Genomic DNA, 18,894 nt, shown 5'->3' on the forward strand with positions numbered 1-18,894 from the left:
CTTGGCTCTGCGACAAATCGGCATGAAGAAAGTAATGGTCGGGACCCCGCTGCGCAATGGTGGCGGCCTATGCCCAGCGATTTTGCGAGTTTTCGGGGCTTCGGATGCAGCCTAACCTTCTGAAACTAGAGCGAATTCGAGCCTTCTAATGTTTTCAATTGATGCTGTTTTGCTCTAGGGTCCGAAGTGTAAAAAGGATTCTCAAGGAGCTCGGGATGGCCCGGATCGGTTCTGTGTGTGTTTATTGCGGGTCTGCAGGCTCGGTTGACGAAAGATATCGTGCAGGCGCGACGGATCTGGGGACCGAACTCGGTAAGCGTCAGATCGGCCTCGTCTATGGTGGCGGCCGGGTCGGCCTGATGGGGCTGGTCGCGGACGCCACAATGGCGGCAGGAGGCCATGTCACCGGCATCATCCCGCAGTTCCTCCAGGACTATGAAGTCGGTCATCACGGGATCAGCGAACTGCTGGTGGTAGACACCATGCATACCCGTAAGCAGGCCATGGCCGACCGCTCGGACGCCTTCATCGTCCTACCCGGCGGCTTCGGCACGCTGGAAGAATTCTTCGAGGTACTCACCTGGCGTCAGCTGCGTCTGCACGACAAGCCGATCATTATCGCCGATATCGGCGGCTACTGGGGACCGTTGGTCAGCTTGCTCGATCATATGATGGCGGAAAAATTCGCCCGACCTGAGATGAAGAACCTCTATTCGGTTGCCCATAGTGTCGAAGAGATCTTCGAAGCTCTCGCTGCCGCCCCTGCCCCAAAGGTCGATCCCGCGACAAAATGGGCCTGAGCCTGCTTTAAGCCTTGCGAGCCTGTTGCACCGCGCATCGCGTCTGATATGGTCGCGACCATAATAACCTTGCTGCGGCTTCAAACCGTGGCGCCTGCATGAAACGCCCCTTCAGGAGAGAACCCTCATGAGCAAGATCAAGGTCGTCAATCCGATCGTCGAACTCGATGGCGACGAGATGACCCGGATCATCTGGAAGATGATCCGCGAACAGCTGATCCTGCCGTTCCTTGACGTCGATCTGAAGTACTACGACCTCGGCATGGAACATCGCGACGCGACCGACGATAAGGTCACGGTCGAAGCTGCCGAAGCGATCAAGAAGTACGGCGTCGGCGTCAAGTGCGCGACCATCACCCCGGACGAGGCCCGCGTTGCCGAGTTCAAGCTGAAGAAGATGTGGAAGTCGCCCAACGGCACCATCCGCAACATCCTCGGCGGCACCGTCTTCCGCGAACCGATCATCGCCAAGAACGTTCCGCGTCTGGTGCCGGGCTGGACCCAGCCGATCGTCATCGGCCGTCATGCTTTCGGCGACCAGTACAAGGCGACCGACTTCAAGGTGCCGGGTCCGGGCAAGCTGACCATGACCTACACCCCCGATGGCGGTGGCGAGCCGGTCAACTTCGAGGTGTTCCAGTTCGAAAGCTCGGGCGTTGCCATGGGCATGTATAACGTGGACGAGTCGATCCGTGGCTTTGCGCGCGCCTGCATGAACTATGGCGTTTCGCGCGGCTGGCCGGTTTACCTATCGACCAAGAACACCATCCTCAAGGCCTATGACGGTCGCTTCAAGGACATCTTCCAGGAAGTGTTCGACGCCGAGTTCAAGGACCAGTTCGCGGCAAAGGGCATCGTCTACGAACATCGCCTGATCGACGACATGGTCGCCTCGGCCCTGAAGTGGTCCGGCGGTTTCGTCTGGGCCTGCAAGAACTACGACGGCGACGTGCAGTCGGACACCGTGGCACAGGGCTTCGGCTCGCTGGGCCTCATGACCTCGGTTCTGCTGACCCCCGATGGCAAGACCATCGAAGCCGAAGCCGCCCATGGCACCGTGACCCGTCACTATCGCGAGCATCAGAAGGGTCGCGAGACCTCGACGAACCCGATCGCCTCGATCTTCGCCTGGACCCGCGGCCTCTGGTATCGCGGCCAGTTCGACAATACCCCGGAAGTGCAGGAATTCGCCCTGCTGCTGGAAAAGATCTGCGTTCAGACCGTCGAAAGCGGCTTCATGACCAAGGATCTGGCCCTGCTGATCGGTCCGGACCAGCCCTGGCTGACCACCACCCAGTTCTTCGACAAGATCGCCGAGAACGTACGGGCGGCCATGAAGGCCTAACGGTTTTCAAAGCTGAAAAATGGAAAGGCGCCGGAAACGGCGCCTTTTCTTTATCTCGGAAATCCAACCAGGGCAGCCGCCACGCATCAGGAGGAAGGTGTGCAGTTTGGAAACTTGAAATCCCCTGCCACGCGCTTGGCATCGAAGCTGTTCCCTGTCCGCAGACTTTTGTAGTTCATCGTTTCCGCCGTTAGCGACAGCATGGTGTAGCGGGCGGATGGCCCCCCAAAACGTCCATCGACATAGTCCGCATCGGTGCTAAAGACGCCATCCTTCAGACTCCAACGTCCCTCATGAGTAGCCCGGCGCATCAGGTCGCAGCCCCGGTACCAGTGGTATTCCATGACGTATCGACCATCTGAACCGAATTTCCCGAACCAGCTTGCCCTGGTGCCATCGATTTGCTGCGCATCGGCACCATACCAAGCACCCGTCAAACCAGGATCAGCAGCCATCGCGGCCCGAGGCCCAACAAAAGCAAACGCCAGCAACAGCAATAGGCGGATCTTACTCAATTTCAATAACTCCTAGCTGCAGTCCGGCATGAGAAAGTCAGCATCCACTCGCCTTGAGCTATATTCGACATTGTAGCGCAGGCTTCGATAGCGTTGCTGATTCTCGGTGAGTTCCAACAGCTCGAATCTGGTACTCGAACCGTTGGCCTGGCCGTTATAATAGTCGAGCTTTAGAACCTGAATATTCCCCTCCAGACTCCAGTGACCTTCATGGAGCGAGCGGGAGAATAGTTTACAGTCCCGAAGAGACTCGAAATTGATTTTATAGCTACCGTCCTGGTTAAATTGCGCAATCCAGCGAATGCGTTCTCCTGCCTGCTGCTTCTCGTCGACCCCATACCAACGACCGACGAGACCGGAGGCATCCTGGGCCAAGGCACCACCCGAAGCCGCGCCCAATACCAACAACAGAATCCCTAGCCTCAAGATCTCCACCTTCTACCTGAAATTGCCAGATCAGCGACTATATCCATTTTCTGACCAAGAGCCAGCGCAGCTCAGAGGTCAGCTAGGCGCTATCTTCTTGTCAAAAGAAGCTCCGACCGCCAAGGTCTGCGCACCATGAATTCACTCCCCCTCATCATCGGCATTTCCGGCGCCTCAGGCGCCATCTATGGCGTGCGCCTGCTGCGCCACCTGAAAGAGGCCGGGATCGACACCCATCTCGTGCTGACCAAATCGGCAGAGATGACCCTCGCCTACGAGACCGACATTGCCTCGAGCGAGGTCAAGGCGCTGGCGACCAAGGTCCACTCCCCTGCCGATATCGGGGCGAGCATTGCTTCAGGCAGTTTCCGTACCCGCGGCATGATCGTCGCCCCATGCTCGATGAAAAGCCTTGCCGAAATCGCGAATGGCGTCACCTCGGGCCTGCTTACCCGCGCAGCCGATGTGGTGCTGAAGGAGCGCCGCCGTCTGGTGCTGCTGCCGCGCGAGACGCCGCTGCATCTGGGCCATATCCGCAATATGGCGGCCGTGACGGAGATGGGGGCTATCTGCCTGCCGCCGGTTCCGGCCTTCTATACGAGGCCCCAGACCATCGAAGAAATCGTCGACCATACGCTGTCCCGTGCGCTCGATCTCTTCGATATCGATCTTGGGATCGCGAAACGCTGGGGCGATGGCCCGCGCAAAGGCGAATAAAAAAGGCCCGTCGCAGGACGGGCCTTTTTTTATGATATCGCGAGCCTCTTAGAACTCGAAAACCATGCCTTCGCGGGCAACGATGGCCGAATTGCTGCAGGCCTTGACCTGCTCTTCGACCGCCGCCATGACATCGTCGGTATGGTCCGGGTCATGGTGATAGATCACGGTCTGCTTGACGTTCGCTGCTTCAGCGATGCGCAGAGCTTCCTGCCAGGTCGAATGGCCCCAACCCACCTTGCCGTTGGCATATTGCTCGTCGCTGTAGGTGCTGTCGTAGATCATAAGGTCGGCGTCTTTGACCAGCGCCATCACGTGGGGGTCGCGCTCGCCCACCACATGCTCGGTATCGGTGATGTAGCAGATCACCTTGTCCTTGACCTCCAGGCGATAGCCCGTGCAGCCATTGGGGTGATTGAGCGTGCCGGTCTTGGCGAAAATAGCACCCGGCAGGATCAGGCTTTCACCCGCGACAAAATCCTGGAAGCGGATGCGCGACGGCATGGCCGAGAGCTTCACCGGAAAGACCGGATCATGCATCGCCTGCTGGAAGATCGCCTCGACCCCGCCATTGTCGGTCAGATGACCCGCGAGAATATCGAGATGAAAACGCCCGACCCAGGCCGGGGCAAAAAACGGAAACCCGATGATATGGTCGGTGTGGGAGTGGGACAGCAGAAGCGTCGCCTGATCTATCCCCTTCTTGAGGATATATTTACCGAGCTGCCAGAGCCCGGTACCGGCGTCCAGAATCACCATAGCATCGCCCACTTCGACCGACACGCAGCTCGTGTTGCCGCCGTAGATCATGTGGTTGGGCGTAGCGCATGGAAAGCTCCCTCGAACCCCCCAAAGAGTGACCTTGACTGTCATACGTTCCCGCACTCAAACATGCTGTTATTTCTACATAACATCGGTACAGGCACTTTCGAAAGCCACAACCACGCCATGTTTGTAAGATTTTAGCTATTAGCTTGGCAATGTGGCGAGCGCCCATCCTATAAAATAGGCATGAATAAAAACAATGCGACTGTGGGATATTACACCTCCGCTTAAGCCGGGCATGCCGGTTTGGCCCGGCGACACGCCCTATCAGGCGGAAAGAAGCTGGAGTATCGGGCCGGGTTGCCCGGTCAATGTTTCCCGCCTGACCCTATCCAGCCACACCGGCGCCCATGCCGACGCGCCCTTGCATTATGACACCAAGGGAGCAGGTGCCGAGGGCTTGCCGCTCCCTCCTTATCTCGGTCCAGCCCGTGTGATCGACGTCTCGGGCGTGCGGCCGCTGATCCTGCCCATCCATGTCGCCGATGCTCTTGCCGATCCGGACTGTCCTCCCCGGCTGCTGTTCAGAACCTATGCCAAGGCGCCGCTCGATGAGTGGGATCCGAACTTCTGCGCTGTCCATCCGGACGTCATCCATCTGATGGCTGCCCGCAACATGATGCTGATCGGCCTCGACAGCCCGTCGCTCGATCCCGAAACCTCCAAGACGCTCGATTCCCACAACGCGATCCGCGAACATGGGCTTGCCATTCTGGAAGGGTTGGTGCTCGACAATGTTCCTGCCGGGGACTACGAGTTGATCGCCCTGCCTTTGAAGCTGCAAGGGATCGACGCGGCCCCCGTGCGCGCGGTCCTGCGCTCGCTCTCCCAAGACACTGTGTGAGAGAAATCGATGCTGACCCGTGAAGCCTTGCTGAACCGTGACGCCGCAGACCCCTTGCGCAGTTTTCGCGACCGGTTCGATCTGCCCGACGGGATGGTCTATCTCGACGGCAACTCCTTGGGCGCCCTGCCCAAGGACACGGCCGCTCGCCTTGCTGATGTCGTCGCCCGCGAATGGGGGCAGGATCTCATCACCTCCTGGAACAAAAACGGCTGGTACGAGCTGCCGCTGACCCTGGGCAACAAGCTGGGGCGGCTGATCGGCGCTGCCGAGGGTCAGGTCGCGATTGCCGACTCGACCTCCATCAATCTCTTCAAGGTGCTGGCCGCCGCCATTGCCCTGCGGCCAGGCCGCAAGGTCATTATCTCGGACAGCGGCAACTTCCCGACAGATCTCTATATGGCCCAGGGCCTCACGACCTTTCTGGGTGGGGTCGATCTGCTGGTGGTCGACGAGACCGAGGTCGCTCAATCCCTGAACGAGAATGTCGCCGCCGTCTTCCTGACCGAGGTGAACTACCGCTCCGGCCGTAAACACGACATGGCCGCCCTGACCCAGAAGATCCACGAGGTCGGCGCGCTTGCCATCTGGGATCTTGCCCATTCGGCAGGCGCCTTTCCGGTGCATCTGGATGCCGCCGGCGCCGATTTCGCCGTCGGTTGCGGTTATAAATATCTCAACGGCGGCCCCGGAGCCCCGGCCTTCCTCTATATCGCCAAGCGCCATCAACATCAGGCCATGCCGATCCTGTCGGGCTGGATGGGCCATGCCGCGCCCTTCCTGTTCGATCTCGATTATCGCCCGGCGGATGGCATGCGCCGCGCCCTGGCCGGAACGCCAGCCATCTTGAGCATGCGGGCGCTGGAGGTCGGCATCGATCTGATGCTGGAGGCCGATCTCTCTGCCCTCGCCGCCAAATCGACCGCTCTGACCGAGGTGTTCATGAGGCTGGTTGAGCAGGAGTGCCCCGGCGTCTTCGGCAATGTCACACCGGCCGATCCGGCCCGGCGCGGCAGCCAGGTCTGCCTGACCCATGCCCAGGGCTATGCCATCGTCCAGGCGCTGATTGCCCGCAAGGTCATTCCCGATTTCCGCGCGCCGGACATTCTCCGGTTCGGCTTCGCACCGCTCTATGTCGGCTTTGCCGATCTCTGGGATGCCGTCGCCCATCTGAAAGCCATCATGGATAGCGGCGAGTGGAAAGAATCGCGGTTCGCGGCCAGGGGTTCCGTGACATGACCGAACGCATCCTTCATATCCGCTGCGGCGACGATCTGCGCGCCAAACTGCCCGATGCCGGGATTGTCGGCGATTACCTCAAATGGTGCGATCCGCTCTGCGATGGGCCGACACCGCTCGAGGTGCCGAACGACGATTGGTACAGCTTCCGCGCCAAATGGATCTCCGCCCGTTATGGCGATGTGCTGGCTGCCGTCATGGGCGACCTCATGCAGCAGGATCAGGGGCTGTTCGAGGCACGGCTTTACGACAAGGTCGTCATCTGGTCCGAACATGACCTGTTCGATCAGTCGATCCTCGCCCGTCTGCTCGCCCATTTCGCCGAACGCCCGCACCCCGGCCTGCATCTGATCGATCATCCCGATTACCTCGGGAGCCTGGAGCCGGGAACGCTGGCCAATCTTTACGTCAAAGCCCAGCCGGTGACGGATCAGCAGCTTCGCCTGGGTCACCTGGTCTGGGATGCCTGGCGTGATCCCTCCCCGCGTGCCTTGGCCGAGATCGCGAACAGCGAGCAGCAGGTACTACCCAATCTCCAGGGCGCGCTGCGCCGTCATCTCGCCAATCTGCCGGGGGTGACGGACGGGTTGTCGATGACCGAACGGCTGGCCTTGCAGGCGATAGCCGACGGCGCCACGACAGCCAGCGAGATCTTCAAGTCGGTCGGGCGGGCGGAACCGGCACTCTGGCTGGGCGACACGATGTTCTTCCCCATCCTCGACGATCTGGCACAGGGTCCCCTCAGCCTGCTTGAGAAGCGCGGAGGAACTTACAAGCTCTCCCCCGTGGGCGGGGCCGTCGTGATGGGCCAAGCCGACGCCACCCGCTTCCTGGGCCGCGAGCGCTGGGTGGGCGGGGTGCAGCTTTCCCCCGTTCCGGAATGGCGCTGGGACGAGCGCACTTTGAGACTGGTCGCCGCTGGCTAATCGCGAACCTAGTCGTTAGAGTGCGCCCATGGAACCGATCCCCGATCTTGGCTCCGACCCCAGTGTCGTCGGCCCGCTGAAACGTCTTCCGCCCCATAATGATGAGGCGGAGATGGCGCTGCTTGGCGCCATCCTCCACAACAACAAGGCGCTGGAACGGGTCTCCGAATTCCTGAAGGCGGATCATTTCGCCAGCCGGGTACACGGCAAGATCTATGAAGCTATCGAGAAGATCGTGGAGCGCGGCCAGATCGCCGACCCGATCACGCTCAAGCAGTATTTCGAGACCAATGAGGACCTCGCCACCGTCGGCGGTTTCGCCTATCTGGTGAAGCTGGCCGATAGCGTCGGCACCATCATCAGCTCAGCCGATTACGGCCGGGTGATCCACGAGCTTTACCTGCGCCGCAAGCTGATCGAAATCGGCGAGGAAATGACCAATGCCGCCTTCGAGCATTCGGTCGATACCCAGGCCAAGGATCATATCGAAGAGGCGGAAAAGAACCTCTTCAACCTCGCGACGCTCGGCGATACAGAAGGCGGTTTCCAGCCGCTGAAGCAGGCGATCACCAAGGCGATCCATATGACCGAGGCGGCTTTCCGTCGCGACGGTCAGCTGGCAGGCGTTCCCACCGGCTATCGCGATCTCGATAAGCTGCTGGGCGGCATGCATAATTCAGATCTGATCATCCTGGCGGCCCGTCCGTCGATGGGCAAAACCGCCTTTTCGACCAACGTCGCCTATAATGCCGCCCGCGCGCTGATCGACCCCGACAAGCCAGGGCGCCATTCGGTCGCGTTTTTCAGCCTCGAAATGTCGGCCGAACAGCTGGCGAACCGTATTCTCGCCGACGCCTCGCAGATCGCCTCGCACCGGCTGCAGCGCGGCGAGCTGGACAATAACGACTTCGAGAAGCTGGTCCGCGCCAGCCAGGATCTCGAAGGGCTGAACTATTTCATCGACGATACCCCGGCCTTGAGCATCGGCGCGGTGCGCACCCGTGCCCGCCGTCTCCAGCGCCAGCAGGGCCTGCATCTGATCATCGTCGACTACTTGCAGCTTCTGCGCGGCTCGACGTCCCTGCGCAACGAAAACCGCGTGCAGGAAGTCTCGGAAATCACCCGCGGCCTGAAGGCGCTGGCAAAGGAACTGGGCATCCCGGTCATTGCACTGTCCCAGCTCTCCCGTCAGGTGGAATCGCGCGAAGACAAGCGGCCCCAGCTTTCCGATCTTCGCGAATCAGGCTCGATCGAGCAGGACGCCGACGTCGTGATGTTCATCTATCGCGACGAATATTACCTCGCCCGCCGCGAACCCGGTGAAGGCACGCCGGAGCATGAGACCTGGCAGGCCGAGATGGAAAAGGTCCATAACAAGGCCGAGATCATCATCGCGAAGCAACGTCATGGGCCTATCGGTAAGGTCACCCTCTATTTCGATGGCGCGACTACCCGCTTCTCGGATCTCGCCGAAGAAGATCATATGCCGGAGTCTTACTAAGCTTGCCCGCCCCTGCCCGTCTGACCATCGATCTCGGCGCCGTCGTCTCGAACTGGCAGTTCCTGAAATCCCAAGCCACCCATGGGCAATGCGCCGGGGTGGTGAAGGCCGATGGCTATGGCCTGGGGGCCGATAAAGTCGGCCCAGCGCTTTATGCTGCCGGATGCCGCCAGTTCTTTGTCGCCCATCTGCCCGAAGGCATCGCCCTGCGGACCGCCCTGCCCCAGGCCGAGATCTTCGTGCTGAACGGCCTGCTGCCCGGCGAGGTCGGCCCCTATCGTGCCAGCCGCCTTATCCCTGTCCTGAACGATCCAGGGCAGGTCGCCCTCTGGATGAAAGAAGCCCAGGGCGCCGCCGCCGCAATCCATGTGGATACCGGCATGAACCGTCTGGGCCTGCGTGTCGACGAAGCCCGCACGCTCTTTACAGAGCCCTCCGTCCAGGCCTATCCCTGGCGCCTGCTGATGAGCCACTTTGCCTGCGCGGACGAGCCCGGCCATCCGTTGAACCAGATCCAGCGCGATGCCTTCTTTGATATCGCCAAGCTGCTGCCGGATGTCCCGACCAGCCTTGCCAATTCGTCTGGTATCTTCTTGGGAACCGACTATCACGGCGACCTGCTGCGGCCCGGCGTTGCGCTCTATGGCGTCAATCCGGTGCCGGGAAAGCCCAATCCTCTGAAAAGCACTGTGACGCTTGAAACCAGCATTCTCCAGGTCCGCCGCGTTGACCCCGGTATGAGCGTCGGTTACGGTGCGGCGCACAAAGCGGATCGTCCGACCCGCGTTGCGACCGTAGCCTACGGCTATGCCGATGGTTATATCCGCAGCGGCAGCGGCAAGGGCGCAGCTTACCTTTCCGGGCATGCGCTGCCCATTCTTGGCCGGGTATCGATGGATCTTCTGACACTCGACGCAACCGACCTGCCCGAGGCGCTGGTACATCCCGGCGCGATGGTCGAACTCTTCGGCCCGTCGCGCAGCGTCGACGATGTCGCCAATGATGCCGGAACCATCGGCTATGAAATTCTGACCGACCTCGGCCGCCGCGCCGACCGCGTCTATATCGGAGCGCGTTGATGATCCCCTTGGTCACGCCGCTCGGCGCTACCGTCCTGGCTTTCCTGGCCGCCACCGGCCGCCTTGCCATCTTCGCGGCAGAGGCATTGCTCGCCTGCGTCCGTCCCCCCTATCACTGGCGCCAGATCGGCCGGCAGATGATCGAGATTGGCTATTTCTCGCTGCCCGTCGTCGGCTTGACCGCACTCTTTACCGGCATGGTGCTGGCGCTGCAGTCCTACACCGGCTTTGCCCGCTTCAATGCCGAAGGCGCCATCGCTAATCTGGTCGTCCTGTCGATGACCCGCGAGCTTGGCCCGGTGCTGGCTGGCCTGATGGTTGCCGGACGTATCGGTGCCGCGATGGCAGCCGAGCTTGGCACCATGAGGGTAACCGAGCAGATCGACGCCCTAACCACCCTCTCGACCAATCCGATGCAATATCTGGTCGCCCCTCGCGTCATCGCGGCGGTCGTGACGATGCCGCTGCTGGTGCTGGTGGCCGACGTCATTGGTGTGATGGGCGGCTGGATCATCGCCAACGGCAAGCTGGATTTTAATTCCTTCTCCTACCTGCAGAACACGATCTCCTTCATCCAGGCGTCGGACGTGATCTCGGGTCTGGTGAAGGCGGCGGTCTTCGGGTTCCTGATCGCGCTGCTGGGCTGCTACATGGGCTATAATTCGGATCGCGGCGCCCAGGGCGTCGGCCGGGCGACGACCAATGCGGTCGTCACCTCCTCGATCCTCATCCTTGTGTTCGACTATCTGCTGACGGAGGCCTTCTTCGCGTCATGAGTGAAGCTCCCGTCAACAAGATCTCCCTCAAGGGCGTCACCAAGCGTTTCGGCCCCAAGGTGGTACTGGATGGTATCGACCTAGACATCCCAGCGGGCCAGTCCACCGTCATCATCGGCGGGTCGGGCACCGGCAAGTCGGTGATGCTCAAATGCATTCTGGGGCTGATGGAGCCGGATCGCGGCACTATCGCCATTGATGGCGCCGACACGACCCGTGCCCGCGGCAAGGCGCGTGAGACGGTGATGGCCAAGGTCGGCATGCTGTTCCAGGGTGGCGCCCTCTTCGACAGCCTCAAGGTCTGGCAGAATGTGGCCTTTGCCCTGATCCAGGCCGAAAAGATGGCCCCAGCCAAGGCGCGCGAGATTGCTATCGAGAAGCTTGCCGCCGTCGGCCTTTCCGCTGATGTCGCCGATCTTTTCCCGGCCGAGCTTTCGGGCGGTATGCAGAAGCGCGTCGGCCTTGCCCGCGCTATCGCCCGCGAACCGGAGATCTTGTTCTTCGACGAGCCCACCACCGGCCTCGACCCTATCATGTCCGACGTGATCAACGGTCTGATCCGCAAGTGCGTGCAGGATCTGGGCGCGACGGCCGTGACCATTACCCACGACATGCATTCGGTCCGCCGCATCGCCGACCATGTGGCCATGCTCTATCAGGGTAAGCTGATCTGGAAGGGTCCGGTCGGCGATATGGATAATGAGGGCAATCCCTACCTAAGTCAGTTCATCAACGGCCGCTCCAAAGGCCCGATCCAGATGCAAGTACGTGGCTAAAGGCTCCATCTTCGTCTGCCAAGCTTGCGGAGGCGTGCACTCCAAATGGCAGGGCAAGTGCGACGCCTGCGGAGAATGGAATACGCTTGTAGAAGAAACCGCCGGTCCGCCGCTGGGCGGTAAGTCCAGCGGCAAGGGCGGCCCGACGCGGGGCGGCGGCAAGCTGGATTTTGTCGACCTCGGCGGCGTGTCGGAAACCGCGCCGCGCCGGGTGTCGAATATCGGTGAGTTCGACCGTGTCACGGGCGGCGGTATCGTCCCCGGCTCAGCCATCCTCATCGGCGGCGATCCAGGCATCGGCAAATCCACCCTGCTGATCCAGGTGACCGCCCGCCTCGCCGCCACGGGAACCACCTGCGCCTATATCTCTGGCGAAGAGGCTGTGGAGCAGGTGCGGCTGCGGGCCTCCCGCCTGGGTATCGCCAGCGCGCCTGTCTCGCTCGCCTCGGCCACCAACGTCCGCGACATTCTGAGTGCGCTGGAGAACGGTAAGGGCCCGGATGTGGTCGTGATCGATTCGATCCAGACCATGTATCTCGACGCCCTCGACAGCGCACCCGGCACCGTGGCCCAGGTCCGCGCCTGCGCTCAGGAACTGATCCGGGCCGCCAAGCGCATCGGCTTTGCGCTGCTGATCGTCGGCCATGTGACCAAGGAAGGCACCATTGCCGGGCCGCGTGTGCTTGAGCATATGGTCGATACCGTCCTCTATTTCGAAGGCGAGCGCGGCCATCAGTTCCGTATCCTGCGCGCCGTCAAGAATCGCTTCGGCCCAACGGACGAGATCGGCGTCTTCGAGATGACCGATGGCGGCCTTAGCGAAGTTCCCAACCCGTCCGCCATCTTCCTGGCCGAGCGGCGCGACGATGTCTCGGGCGCCGCCGTCTTTGCAGGCATGGAGGGGACGCGCCCGGTGCTTGTGGAGATCCAGGCCTTGGTCGCCCCCTGCCCAGCGGGTAGTCCGCGCCGTGCGGTCGTCGGCTGGGACAGTTCGCGCCTCGCCATGGTCATCGCTGTGCTGGAGGCGCGCTGCGGCCTCACCATCGGGGCTCAGGACGTATACCTGAATGTCGCAGGTGGGTTGCGTATTACGGAGCCCGCGGCAGATCTCGCAGTCGCCGCCGCGTTGGTGTCGGCCTATACCCAGGTGCCGGTTCCGTCGGACAGCGTCGTGTTCGGTGAAATCGGCCTGGCGGGCGAGGTTCGACAGGTCAGTCAGACTGACGCACGCTTGAAGGAAGCCTTGCGTCTGGGCTTCGAAAAGGCTTTCATCCCGGCGCGTAAATCCGCTGGTGGATCGAAGGGCAAAGGGGCCGATGGGCCGTCAATCCAAGAGATTGACCGTCTGGTCGAACTTGTAGCCTTGCTTTCCCCGTCGGATACAGGCACATGGCAACGAAAGATCCCCTGATCCTCCATCCACTCCTTTAGGGTCGCGAACGAGCTAAGCATGAATGGCGGACTGACTATGGCGGATATGGCGGTCATCATCATCATTTTGGTGTCCGGCGTACTTGCGTTCCTAAGAGGCTTTGTGCGTGAAGCGCTGGGCATCGCTGCCTGGGTCGGCGCCGCCTTTGCCGCTGTCTGGCTTTATCCGTTTGTGCAGCCGCTGGCCCTCGAGCTCATCGGGATGGATGTGGTCGCGAACCCGGTTGCCTGGGTCTCGATCTTCCTGATTGCGTTAGTATTGCTGTCCATTCTCGCCTCCGCCCTTGCAAGTCAGGTGAAGTCTAGCCACCTGTCGGCTCTGGATCGCTCGCTGGGGTTCGTGTTTGGACTTTTCCGCGGGGCGGTGCTGGTGTCGCTCGCCTTCTTCCTCGCGACTTTGATCGGTTTCGTGAAACCGGCAGAACCGCCGATCTGGCTGGCCCAGGCGCGCACTTTCCCGCTGATCCAGCAGGGGGCCGACATGATCTCGGTCTTCGTGCCCAAGGATCAGCAGGCCCGCAGCGCTGCACAGGCCGAGGAAGCGAAACGCAAGGTGGAACAGGTACAGGACGCAAAACGTGCTTTCGACGCGCTCAATCAACCGGCGCCCAAACCGGCACCGAACGATCCGAGCGGCTATAATCAACAGGACCGCAATAAGCTGGATCAACTGATCCAAGCCAAATAAAGGACTTCCCGGCGACCGGCCCGCCGCGACGGAAGGAGTGACCCGAGTATGCTGACGACCAACCCGTTCGATGACGACACTCTTCACGAGGAGTGCGGCGTCTTCGCGATCTATGGCCATGCGGAAGCAGCAGCGCTGACGGCGCTCGGGCTGCATGCGCTTCAGCATCGCGGGCAGGAAGCGGCGGGCATCGCGGCTTTCGACGGCAAGACCTTCAATGTCCAGCGCGCTCTGGGTCACGTCGGCGACAATTTCTCCTCCCAGGAAGTGATCGGGCGCCTCAAGGGCCATGCCGCCATCGGCCACACCCGCTACGCCACCACCGGCGACGTCGTATTACGCAATGTGCAGCCGCTGTTCGCCGAACTGTCGGTCGGTGGTTTCGCGCTTGCCCATAACGGCAACCTGACCAACAACCAGAAGCTCCGCCGCCGCCTTGTCGAGCGCGGCTCGATCTTCCAGTCGACCACCGATACCGAAGTGGTGGTGCATCTGATCGCGACCTCACTGAACAATACCGTCGTCGACCGCATGATCGATGCGCTGCGTCAGGTCGAAGGTGCCTATTCCTGTGTCGCGATGCTGGATGACGCCATCATCGGCGTCCGCGACCCCAATGGCGTGCGCCCCCTGTGCCTCGGCAAGCTGGGCGACGTCTATATCCTGGCGTCGGAAACCTGCGCGCTGGACATCATCGGTGCCGATTTTGTGCGCGATATCGAGCCGGGCGAGCTGGTCATCATCGACAAGGACGGGCTGCATTCCCGGCACCCCTTCCCGCGCGCCCAGCGCCGCTTCTGCATCTTCGAGCATATCTATTTCGCCCGCCCCGACAGCGTCGTCGAAGGCACCAGCGTCTATGAGGCCCGCAAGCATATCGGCGCCGAACTGGCCCGCGAGAGCCACGTAGATGCCGATATCGTCATTCCGGTTCCAGACAGCGGTGTCCCGGCAGCACTCGGCTATGCCAATGAAGCCGGTATCCCGTTCGAGCTGGGCATCATCCGCAATCACTATGTCGGCCGCACCTTCATCGAGCCGACCGATCAGATCCGCCATCTGGGCGTCCGCCTGAAGCATAACGCCAACCGCGCGAATATCGCGGGCAAGCGCGTCATTCTGGTCGACGATTCCATCGTTCGCGGCACCACTTCGGTCAAGATCGTCGCCATGATGCGGGCGGCTGGCGCACGTGAAGTGCATATGCGCATCGCCTCTCCGCCGACCACTCACTCCTGCTTCTATGGCGTCAATACGCCGGAGCGGAACAAGCTGCTGGCGGCGCAGATGGATATCGAGGAGATGAATGATTTCATCGGCTCCGACAGCCTTGCCTTCGTATCCATCGACGGCCTCTATCGCGCGATGGGCAAGCGTAGCCGCAATACCTCCGACGATCAGGGTTATTGCGATGCCTGCTTCACCGGCGACTACCCGATCTCGCTGACCGACCATGACAACGGCAGCGGCGCGACGGTTTCGCGTCTGGCGGAATCGGCTTAAGAAGAAGATTTTCCATGACTGAAGCACGTTTAGGGGGGCGTCTGGCCCTGGTGACCGGCGCCTCCAAGGGTATCGGCGCAGCCGTTGCCAAGGCTCTTGCAGCCGAGGGCGCTCACATGATTCTGGTTGCCCGCAGCCAGAAGGGTCTGGAGCAGGTCGACGATGCCATCCGTGCTGCGGGCGGTACCGCGACCCTGCTGCCGATGGACCTGCGCGAAGGCGACAAGATCGACCAGATGGCCTATGCCATCGCAGAACGCTGGGGCAAACTCGATATTCTGGTCGCCAATGCCGGGATGCTGGGCGCGCTGACCCCGGTGTCGCATATCCAGCCCAAGACCTTCGATCAGATGATCGCCACGAATCTGACCGCCACCTGGCGCCTGATCCGTGCCGTCGATCCGCTGCTGCGCGTTGCAGAGGCTGGCCGCGTCGTGGTCACTACCCCGGCTGAGGCTAATGGCGCCCACCCCTATTGGGGTCCCTATGCCGCCTCCAAGGCTGGGGTCGAGGCGTTGATCCGTTCGTGGGCAGCGGAAACGATGCAGACACGCCTGAAGATCAATCTGCTGGATCCTGGTCCCGTGGCGACTGCTCTGCGGTCGCTGGCATTTCCCGGCGAAGACACCTCCAAGATCGCGACACCAGACCAGGTTGCTCCCCGATTTGTTGAGCTTTGCTTGCCTGACGTCAAACAGCACGGGCAATTGCTCACTATCTGAACTTTTGCTCAAAATAGCTATTTAGTTTTATATAAGACTCCGCAATACTCCTCCCCACGATGAGGCGTGCTAAGCGCCCTTTTGTCCTTGGGGGAGGAATTCGGATGTCTTTGTTGCCTCGGTTGCTGGCGCCTATTCTCTTGGTTGCCCTGACGGCAGCCCTGCTGGTTGTTCTTTCGTTGCGTTCCCTGGAGGGGGCATCGATCCGGGCGGACGAACAAGCAGCCCTCGACCGCCGTCTGCTGGCAATCACCGAAGTTATCGGCCTGACCGGCGGCATCCAGCGCGATGTGCTGATCATGGTGGAGGAAACCGAAGCCGCCATCATGACCGCCAGCCAGAAGCGCATTCAGGAAGCCCGCACCCGCATCGAGCAGCGCCTGAATGATCTATCCGCAGGTGCGTCATCCGCTGAACAGGCCAGCATCGACAAATTCCGCAGCGCCCTGGACCGCTTCTTCGGCGGGATCGCGAAAACGGTCGAGATGGCCCTGATCAACCTGAAGATGGAGGCCTACGACTTCTCCAAGGGTGATACCGAAGTTGCGGTGTCCGAGGCCACATCGGTCGCCCAGAACCTCGCCGCCGATCTGCGCACCCGCACCGACGCGCTGCAGAAAGAGAATCGCGAGGCTTCGGCCAGCGCCTTCACCACCCTGATCATCATCGCCATCGCCGGGATCCTGGTCGCGGTCGTGGCTGCTGTGACGATCATTGTCCGGTCGGTCACCATGCCCCTGCGCAAGGTAACCGAAGCCACCAGCCGCCTTGCCGAAGGCGACCTGAGTGTCGAAGTCCCCGAGGCCAAAGGCCGCGACGAGATCGCCGTGCTGGTCAAGGCCCTGGGCGCTTTCAAGGTTGGTACCGAGGAGCGCCGCAAGCTGGCCCGCGAACGGCTGGAACTGGCAGAGAAGACCGAAGAAGACCGCCGCGAGACCCAGGCCGCCCTCGCCCGCACCTTCGAGGCGGATGTGGCCGGTATTCTGCGCTCGGTCGAAGGGGCCGTGGGCAAGTTGCGCGCCCAGGCCGACGATCTGTCGGTGACCGCCGAAACCACCTCCCGCCAAAGCGGCGAAGCCCGTAATGCCGCCGAACAGGCGGCGCGGAATGTGGAATCCGTGGCCGCTGCCGCCGAGGAGCTCTCGGCCTCCATCCGCGAAATCGCGACCCGCGTCGATCATTCCACCCGCACCGCTGGCGAGGCTGTGGGGGCCTTGGGGCGCACCGACACTGCAATCCAGGGCCTTGATCAGGCTGCCGTTCGCATCGGCGATGTGGTTCGGCTGATTGCCGATATCGCCAGCCAGACCAACCTGCTGGCCCTCAACGCCACTATCGAGGCGGCACGCGCGGGTGAAGCGGGTAAGGGTTTTGCCGTCGTTGCCTCGGAAGTGAAGACGCTCGCCACCCAGACCGCCAAGGCGACGGACGACATCACGGCGCAAGTTCAGGAAATGCAGGCCGCGACCCAAGGTGTGGTTGGCGCGATCCGGGGTGTGGGCGATCTGATCCGCTCCATTGATGCCACATCGGGCGAAATCAATCGCGCCATCGAACAGCAAGGCGCTGCCACGGCGGAGATTGCCGAAGGCGTGGCGCTGGCCGCGCGCGGTACGCAGGAAGTGACGGGCGCTGTCGGTGGCGTGAGCCAATCGGCGGGTGAGGCCGGCGAAGCAGCAGCGACGGTACGTGGCGCCTCCGAGGCCTTGTCAGGAGATACCGGACGCCTGACCCAGGCGCTCGACAGGTTCTTGGCGAATCTGCGGGTGGCGTGAAGATATTGCAGCCCCGACTTGATCGGTTTCATGGGAACATCTTCCATAAAGCAGGGTGATGCGCGCTATCCTCATAAGGATCGCGATACGGAAGAGACTTCGGCATGAAGCATGTTTTTGGTAGCCGCGACCCGAACGCCGAGGTTGTTATCCTCTATGGCAATTGCCAGACGCTTTACCTCGCGCACCTGCTGGCGTCGGCAGACAGCCCCCAAAGCGGCCGCAGTTATGTGGTCGGTTTGAACCATGCCATGCCGGGGGAAGAGATCGATCCGGTCGAACCGAGCTTTCTGCGCCGCTGCACTCTCTATCTTGAGCAATATGACGAGGCAAAGGAACTGCCCGCACGGGAATTGATACGCCAGGGAATTCCCCGCGGCACGCCGCAGATCACTTTTCCACCCCTGGTGATGCATTCCTTTTGGCCGTTCGAGGTTTACGAACCACGAGCACGCCGGACCGAGCACTATCCCTTAGCGCGCTTTCCGTTCGGCGACAGGATCGGCCTTGAAGTCATCCGGCAGAAGCTGACAGGCGACGCGGCCTATGATGCCTATATGCGCCTTTCGCGTGAACAGATGCCCGATATCTGGCAACGCCTGGATTTTGATTTCAGCAAGATGGCATCACGCGATCTGGCCAGCGATATCCGGATGAGCGATTTCTTCAGCATGTGCTGGCGAGGGCTCCATCTCTTCTGGACCTGGGGGCACCCGTCGCGCGAACCGATGGCACTTCTTGGCAGTCGCCTCTATGAAACAGCGCATCCGGTGCTCGGGGGTGACCTCGCGATGGGCCTGCGCATCGTTGAAGAACAGTCGGACTTCTTGGGCGGCATGAAGCCGTATCAGCTTCCCGTCCATCCGCTGATTGTCGAGACCTTGGATCTGGGTTTTGGCGGCCCAGAGATGAAATATGAATGGTTCGACGAGAGGTGGACCTTCAAAGAATATATGACCCGTTATCTCGCTTATGACGAGAACTGGGGACATCTCGGCTATTAAGC

19 protein-coding genes are annotated in these 18,894 nt (G+C 61.3%); 16 read left to right on the forward strand and 3 right to left on the reverse strand.

What is annotated here, in order from left to right; translation table 11 throughout:
* The first annotated feature begins 215 nt into the window (after positions 1 to 215).
* Together ACFSM5_RS07600 and ACFSM5_RS07605 are read left to right on the forward strand one after the other, a co-directional pair.
* Complete coding sequence (locus ACFSM5_RS07600) at positions 216 to 800, forward strand: LOG family protein (RefSeq protein ID WP_379875717.1); 585 nt, start codon at positions 216 to 218, stop codon at positions 798 to 800.
* Between the two features lie 127 nt (positions 801 to 927).
* Positions 928 to 2,145, forward strand: a complete 1,218-nt coding sequence (locus ACFSM5_RS07605; RefSeq protein ID WP_379875718.1) for an NADP-dependent isocitrate dehydrogenase — start codon at positions 928 to 930, stop codon at positions 2,143 to 2,145.
* Between the two features lie 86 nt (positions 2,146 to 2,231).
* Here the strand turns inward: ACFSM5_RS07605 and ACFSM5_RS07610 are convergent, their stop codons facing one another.
* Positions 2,232 to 2,660 carry a hypothetical protein gene (locus ACFSM5_RS07610; RefSeq protein ID WP_379875719.1) on the reverse strand — a complete coding sequence of 143 codons (429 nt, stop codon included), beginning with the start codon at positions 2,658 to 2,660 and terminating at the stop codon, positions 2,232 to 2,234.
* Between the two features lie 12 nt (positions 2,661 to 2,672).
* Entirely contained in the window at positions 2,673 to 3,086 is a 414-nt protein-coding gene (locus ACFSM5_RS07615; protein WP_379875720.1) for a hypothetical protein, read from the reverse strand.
* A gap of 135 nt (positions 3,087 to 3,221) precedes the next feature.
* Here ACFSM5_RS07615 and ACFSM5_RS07620 point away from each other — a divergent pair, with 135 nt between their 5' ends.
* Positions 3,222 to 3,803: a UbiX family flavin prenyltransferase gene (locus tag ACFSM5_RS07620; RefSeq protein WP_379875721.1), complete on the forward strand. Its 582-nt coding sequence runs from the start codon at positions 3,222 to 3,224 to the stop codon at positions 3,801 to 3,803.
* Between the two features lie 48 nt (positions 3,804 to 3,851).
* On the opposite strand, the gene ACFSM5_RS07625 is transcribed toward ACFSM5_RS07620, so the two are convergent.
* Positions 3,852 to 4,613 carry an MBL fold metallo-hydrolase gene (locus ACFSM5_RS07625; protein WP_379875722.1) on the reverse strand — a complete coding sequence of 254 codons (762 nt, stop codon included), beginning with the start codon at positions 4,611 to 4,613 and terminating at the stop codon, positions 3,852 to 3,854.
* A gap of 214 nt (positions 4,614 to 4,827) precedes the next feature.
* Here ACFSM5_RS07625 and kynB point away from each other — a divergent pair, with 214 nt between their 5' ends.
* From kynB to ACFSM5_RS07690, 13 genes are all read left to right on the forward strand, one after another.
* Entirely contained in the window at positions 4,828 to 5,472 is a 645-nt protein-coding gene (gene kynB / locus ACFSM5_RS07630; RefSeq protein WP_379875723.1) for an arylformamidase, read from the forward strand.
* 9 nt (positions 5,473 to 5,481) lie between these two features.
* Positions 5,482 to 6,711 (forward strand): kynureninase, encoded by a 1,230-nt coding sequence (gene kynU, locus ACFSM5_RS07635; protein ID WP_379875724.1) that lies wholly within the window; start codon positions 5,482 to 5,484, stop codon positions 6,709 to 6,711.
* On the forward strand, positions 6,708 to 7,637 hold the full coding sequence (locus ACFSM5_RS07640) for a hypothetical protein (protein ID WP_379875725.1): 930 nt from the start codon (positions 6,708 to 6,710) through the stop codon (positions 7,635 to 7,637). Before kynU ends, ACFSM5_RS07640 begins: the two co-directional genes overlap by 4 nt.
* Positions 7,638 to 7,665: 28 nt before the next feature.
* Positions 7,666 to 9,138 carry a replicative DNA helicase gene (locus ACFSM5_RS07645; RefSeq protein WP_379875726.1) on the forward strand — a complete coding sequence of 491 codons (1,473 nt, stop codon included), beginning with the start codon at positions 7,666 to 7,668 and terminating at the stop codon, positions 9,136 to 9,138.
* Between the two features lie 2 nt (positions 9,139 to 9,140).
* A complete protein-coding gene (gene alr / locus ACFSM5_RS07650; RefSeq protein ID WP_379875727.1) occupies positions 9,141 to 10,217 on the forward strand; it encodes an alanine racemase in 1,077 nt (358 codons plus the stop codon).
* A gap of 2 nt (positions 10,218 to 10,219) precedes the next feature.
* Positions 10,220 to 10,993, forward strand: a complete 774-nt coding sequence (locus tag ACFSM5_RS07655; RefSeq protein WP_417498517.1) for an MlaE family ABC transporter permease — start codon at positions 10,220 to 10,222, stop codon at positions 10,991 to 10,993.
* Positions 10,990 to 11,769: an ABC transporter ATP-binding protein gene (locus ACFSM5_RS07660; protein ID WP_379875729.1), complete on the forward strand. Its 780-nt coding sequence runs from the start codon at positions 10,990 to 10,992 to the stop codon at positions 11,767 to 11,769. The genes ACFSM5_RS07655 and ACFSM5_RS07660 overlap by 4 nt, the downstream gene beginning before the upstream one ends.
* Positions 11,762 to 13,180, forward strand: a complete 1,419-nt coding sequence (gene radA / locus ACFSM5_RS07665; protein WP_379875730.1) for a DNA repair protein RadA — start codon at positions 11,762 to 11,764, stop codon at positions 13,178 to 13,180. Before ACFSM5_RS07660 ends, radA begins: the two co-directional genes overlap by 8 nt.
* 39 nt (positions 13,181 to 13,219) lie before the next feature.
* Positions 13,220 to 13,888 carry a CvpA family protein gene (locus ACFSM5_RS07670; protein ID WP_379875731.1) on the forward strand — a complete coding sequence of 223 codons (669 nt, stop codon included), beginning with the start codon at positions 13,220 to 13,222 and terminating at the stop codon, positions 13,886 to 13,888.
* A 48-nt stretch (positions 13,889 to 13,936) separates the two neighbouring features.
* Positions 13,937 to 15,391: an amidophosphoribosyltransferase gene (gene purF / locus ACFSM5_RS07675; protein ID WP_379875732.1), complete on the forward strand. Its 1,455-nt coding sequence runs from the start codon at positions 13,937 to 13,939 to the stop codon at positions 15,389 to 15,391.
* 14 nt (positions 15,392 to 15,405) lie between these two features.
* Positions 15,406 to 16,113 carry an SDR family NAD(P)-dependent oxidoreductase gene (locus tag ACFSM5_RS07680; RefSeq protein WP_379875733.1) on the forward strand — a complete coding sequence of 236 codons (708 nt, stop codon included), beginning with the start codon at positions 15,406 to 15,408 and terminating at the stop codon, positions 16,111 to 16,113.
* Positions 16,114 to 16,217: 104 nt separating this feature from the next.
* A complete protein-coding gene (locus ACFSM5_RS07685) occupies positions 16,218 to 17,888 on the forward strand; it encodes a methyl-accepting chemotaxis protein (protein WP_379875734.1) in 1,671 nt (556 codons plus the stop codon).
* Between the two features lie 104 nt (positions 17,889 to 17,992).
* On the forward strand, positions 17,993 to 18,892 hold the full coding sequence (locus ACFSM5_RS07690) for a WcbI family polysaccharide biosynthesis putative acetyltransferase (protein WP_379875735.1): 900 nt from the start codon (positions 17,993 to 17,995) through the stop codon (positions 18,890 to 18,892).
* Positions 18,893 to 18,894 lie beyond the last annotated feature (2 nt).

It is taken from the genome of Lacibacterium aquatile, assembly GCF_042683105.1.
Lineage (GTDB): Bacteria > Pseudomonadota > Alphaproteobacteria > Elsterales > Elsteraceae > Lacibacterium > Lacibacterium aquatile.

Bases quoted from the DNA above. Each gene is read 5' to 3' on its own strand.
- ACFSM5_RS07625 (WP_379875722.1), bottom strand. From the start codon at position 4,613: ATGATCTACGGCGGCAACACGAGCTGCGTGTCGGTCGAAGTGGGCGAT.
- purF (WP_379875732.1), top strand. From the start codon at position 13,937: ATGCTGACGACCAACCCGTTCGATGACGACACTCTTCACGAGGAGTGC.
- ACFSM5_RS07690 (WP_379875735.1), top strand. From the start codon at position 17,993: ATGAAGCATGTTTTTGGTAGCCGCGACCCGAACGCCGAGGTTGTTATC.
- ACFSM5_RS07620 (WP_379875721.1), top strand. From the start codon at position 3,222: ATGAATTCACTCCCCCTCATCATCGGCATTTCCGGCGCCTCAGGCGCC.
- ACFSM5_RS07660 (WP_379875729.1), top strand. From the start codon at position 10,990: ATGAGTGAAGCTCCCGTCAACAAGATCTCCCTCAAGGGCGTCACCAAG.
- ACFSM5_RS07645 (WP_379875726.1), top strand. From the start codon at position 7,666: ATGGAACCGATCCCCGATCTTGGCTCCGACCCCAGTGTCGTCGGCCCG.
- ACFSM5_RS07685 (WP_379875734.1), top strand. From the start codon at position 16,218: ATGTCTTTGTTGCCTCGGTTGCTGGCGCCTATTCTCTTGGTTGCCCTG.
- ACFSM5_RS07605 (WP_379875718.1), top strand. From the start codon at position 928: ATGAGCAAGATCAAGGTCGTCAATCCGATCGTCGAACTCGATGGCGAC.
- kynB (WP_379875723.1), top strand. From the start codon at position 4,828: ATGCGACTGTGGGATATTACACCTCCGCTTAAGCCGGGCATGCCGGTT.
- ACFSM5_RS07600 (WP_379875717.1), top strand. From the start codon at position 216: ATGGCCCGGATCGGTTCTGTGTGTGTTTATTGCGGGTCTGCAGGCTCG.
- kynU (WP_379875724.1), top strand. From the start codon at position 5,482: ATGCTGACCCGTGAAGCCTTGCTGAACCGTGACGCCGCAGACCCCTTG.
- ACFSM5_RS07680 (WP_379875733.1), top strand. From the start codon at position 15,406: ATGACTGAAGCACGTTTAGGGGGGCGTCTGGCCCTGGTGACCGGCGCC.
- ACFSM5_RS07640 (WP_379875725.1), top strand. From the start codon at position 6,708: ATGACCGAACGCATCCTTCATATCCGCTGCGGCGACGATCTGCGCGCC.
- ACFSM5_RS07670 (WP_379875731.1), top strand. From the start codon at position 13,220: ATGAATGGCGGACTGACTATGGCGGATATGGCGGTCATCATCATCATT.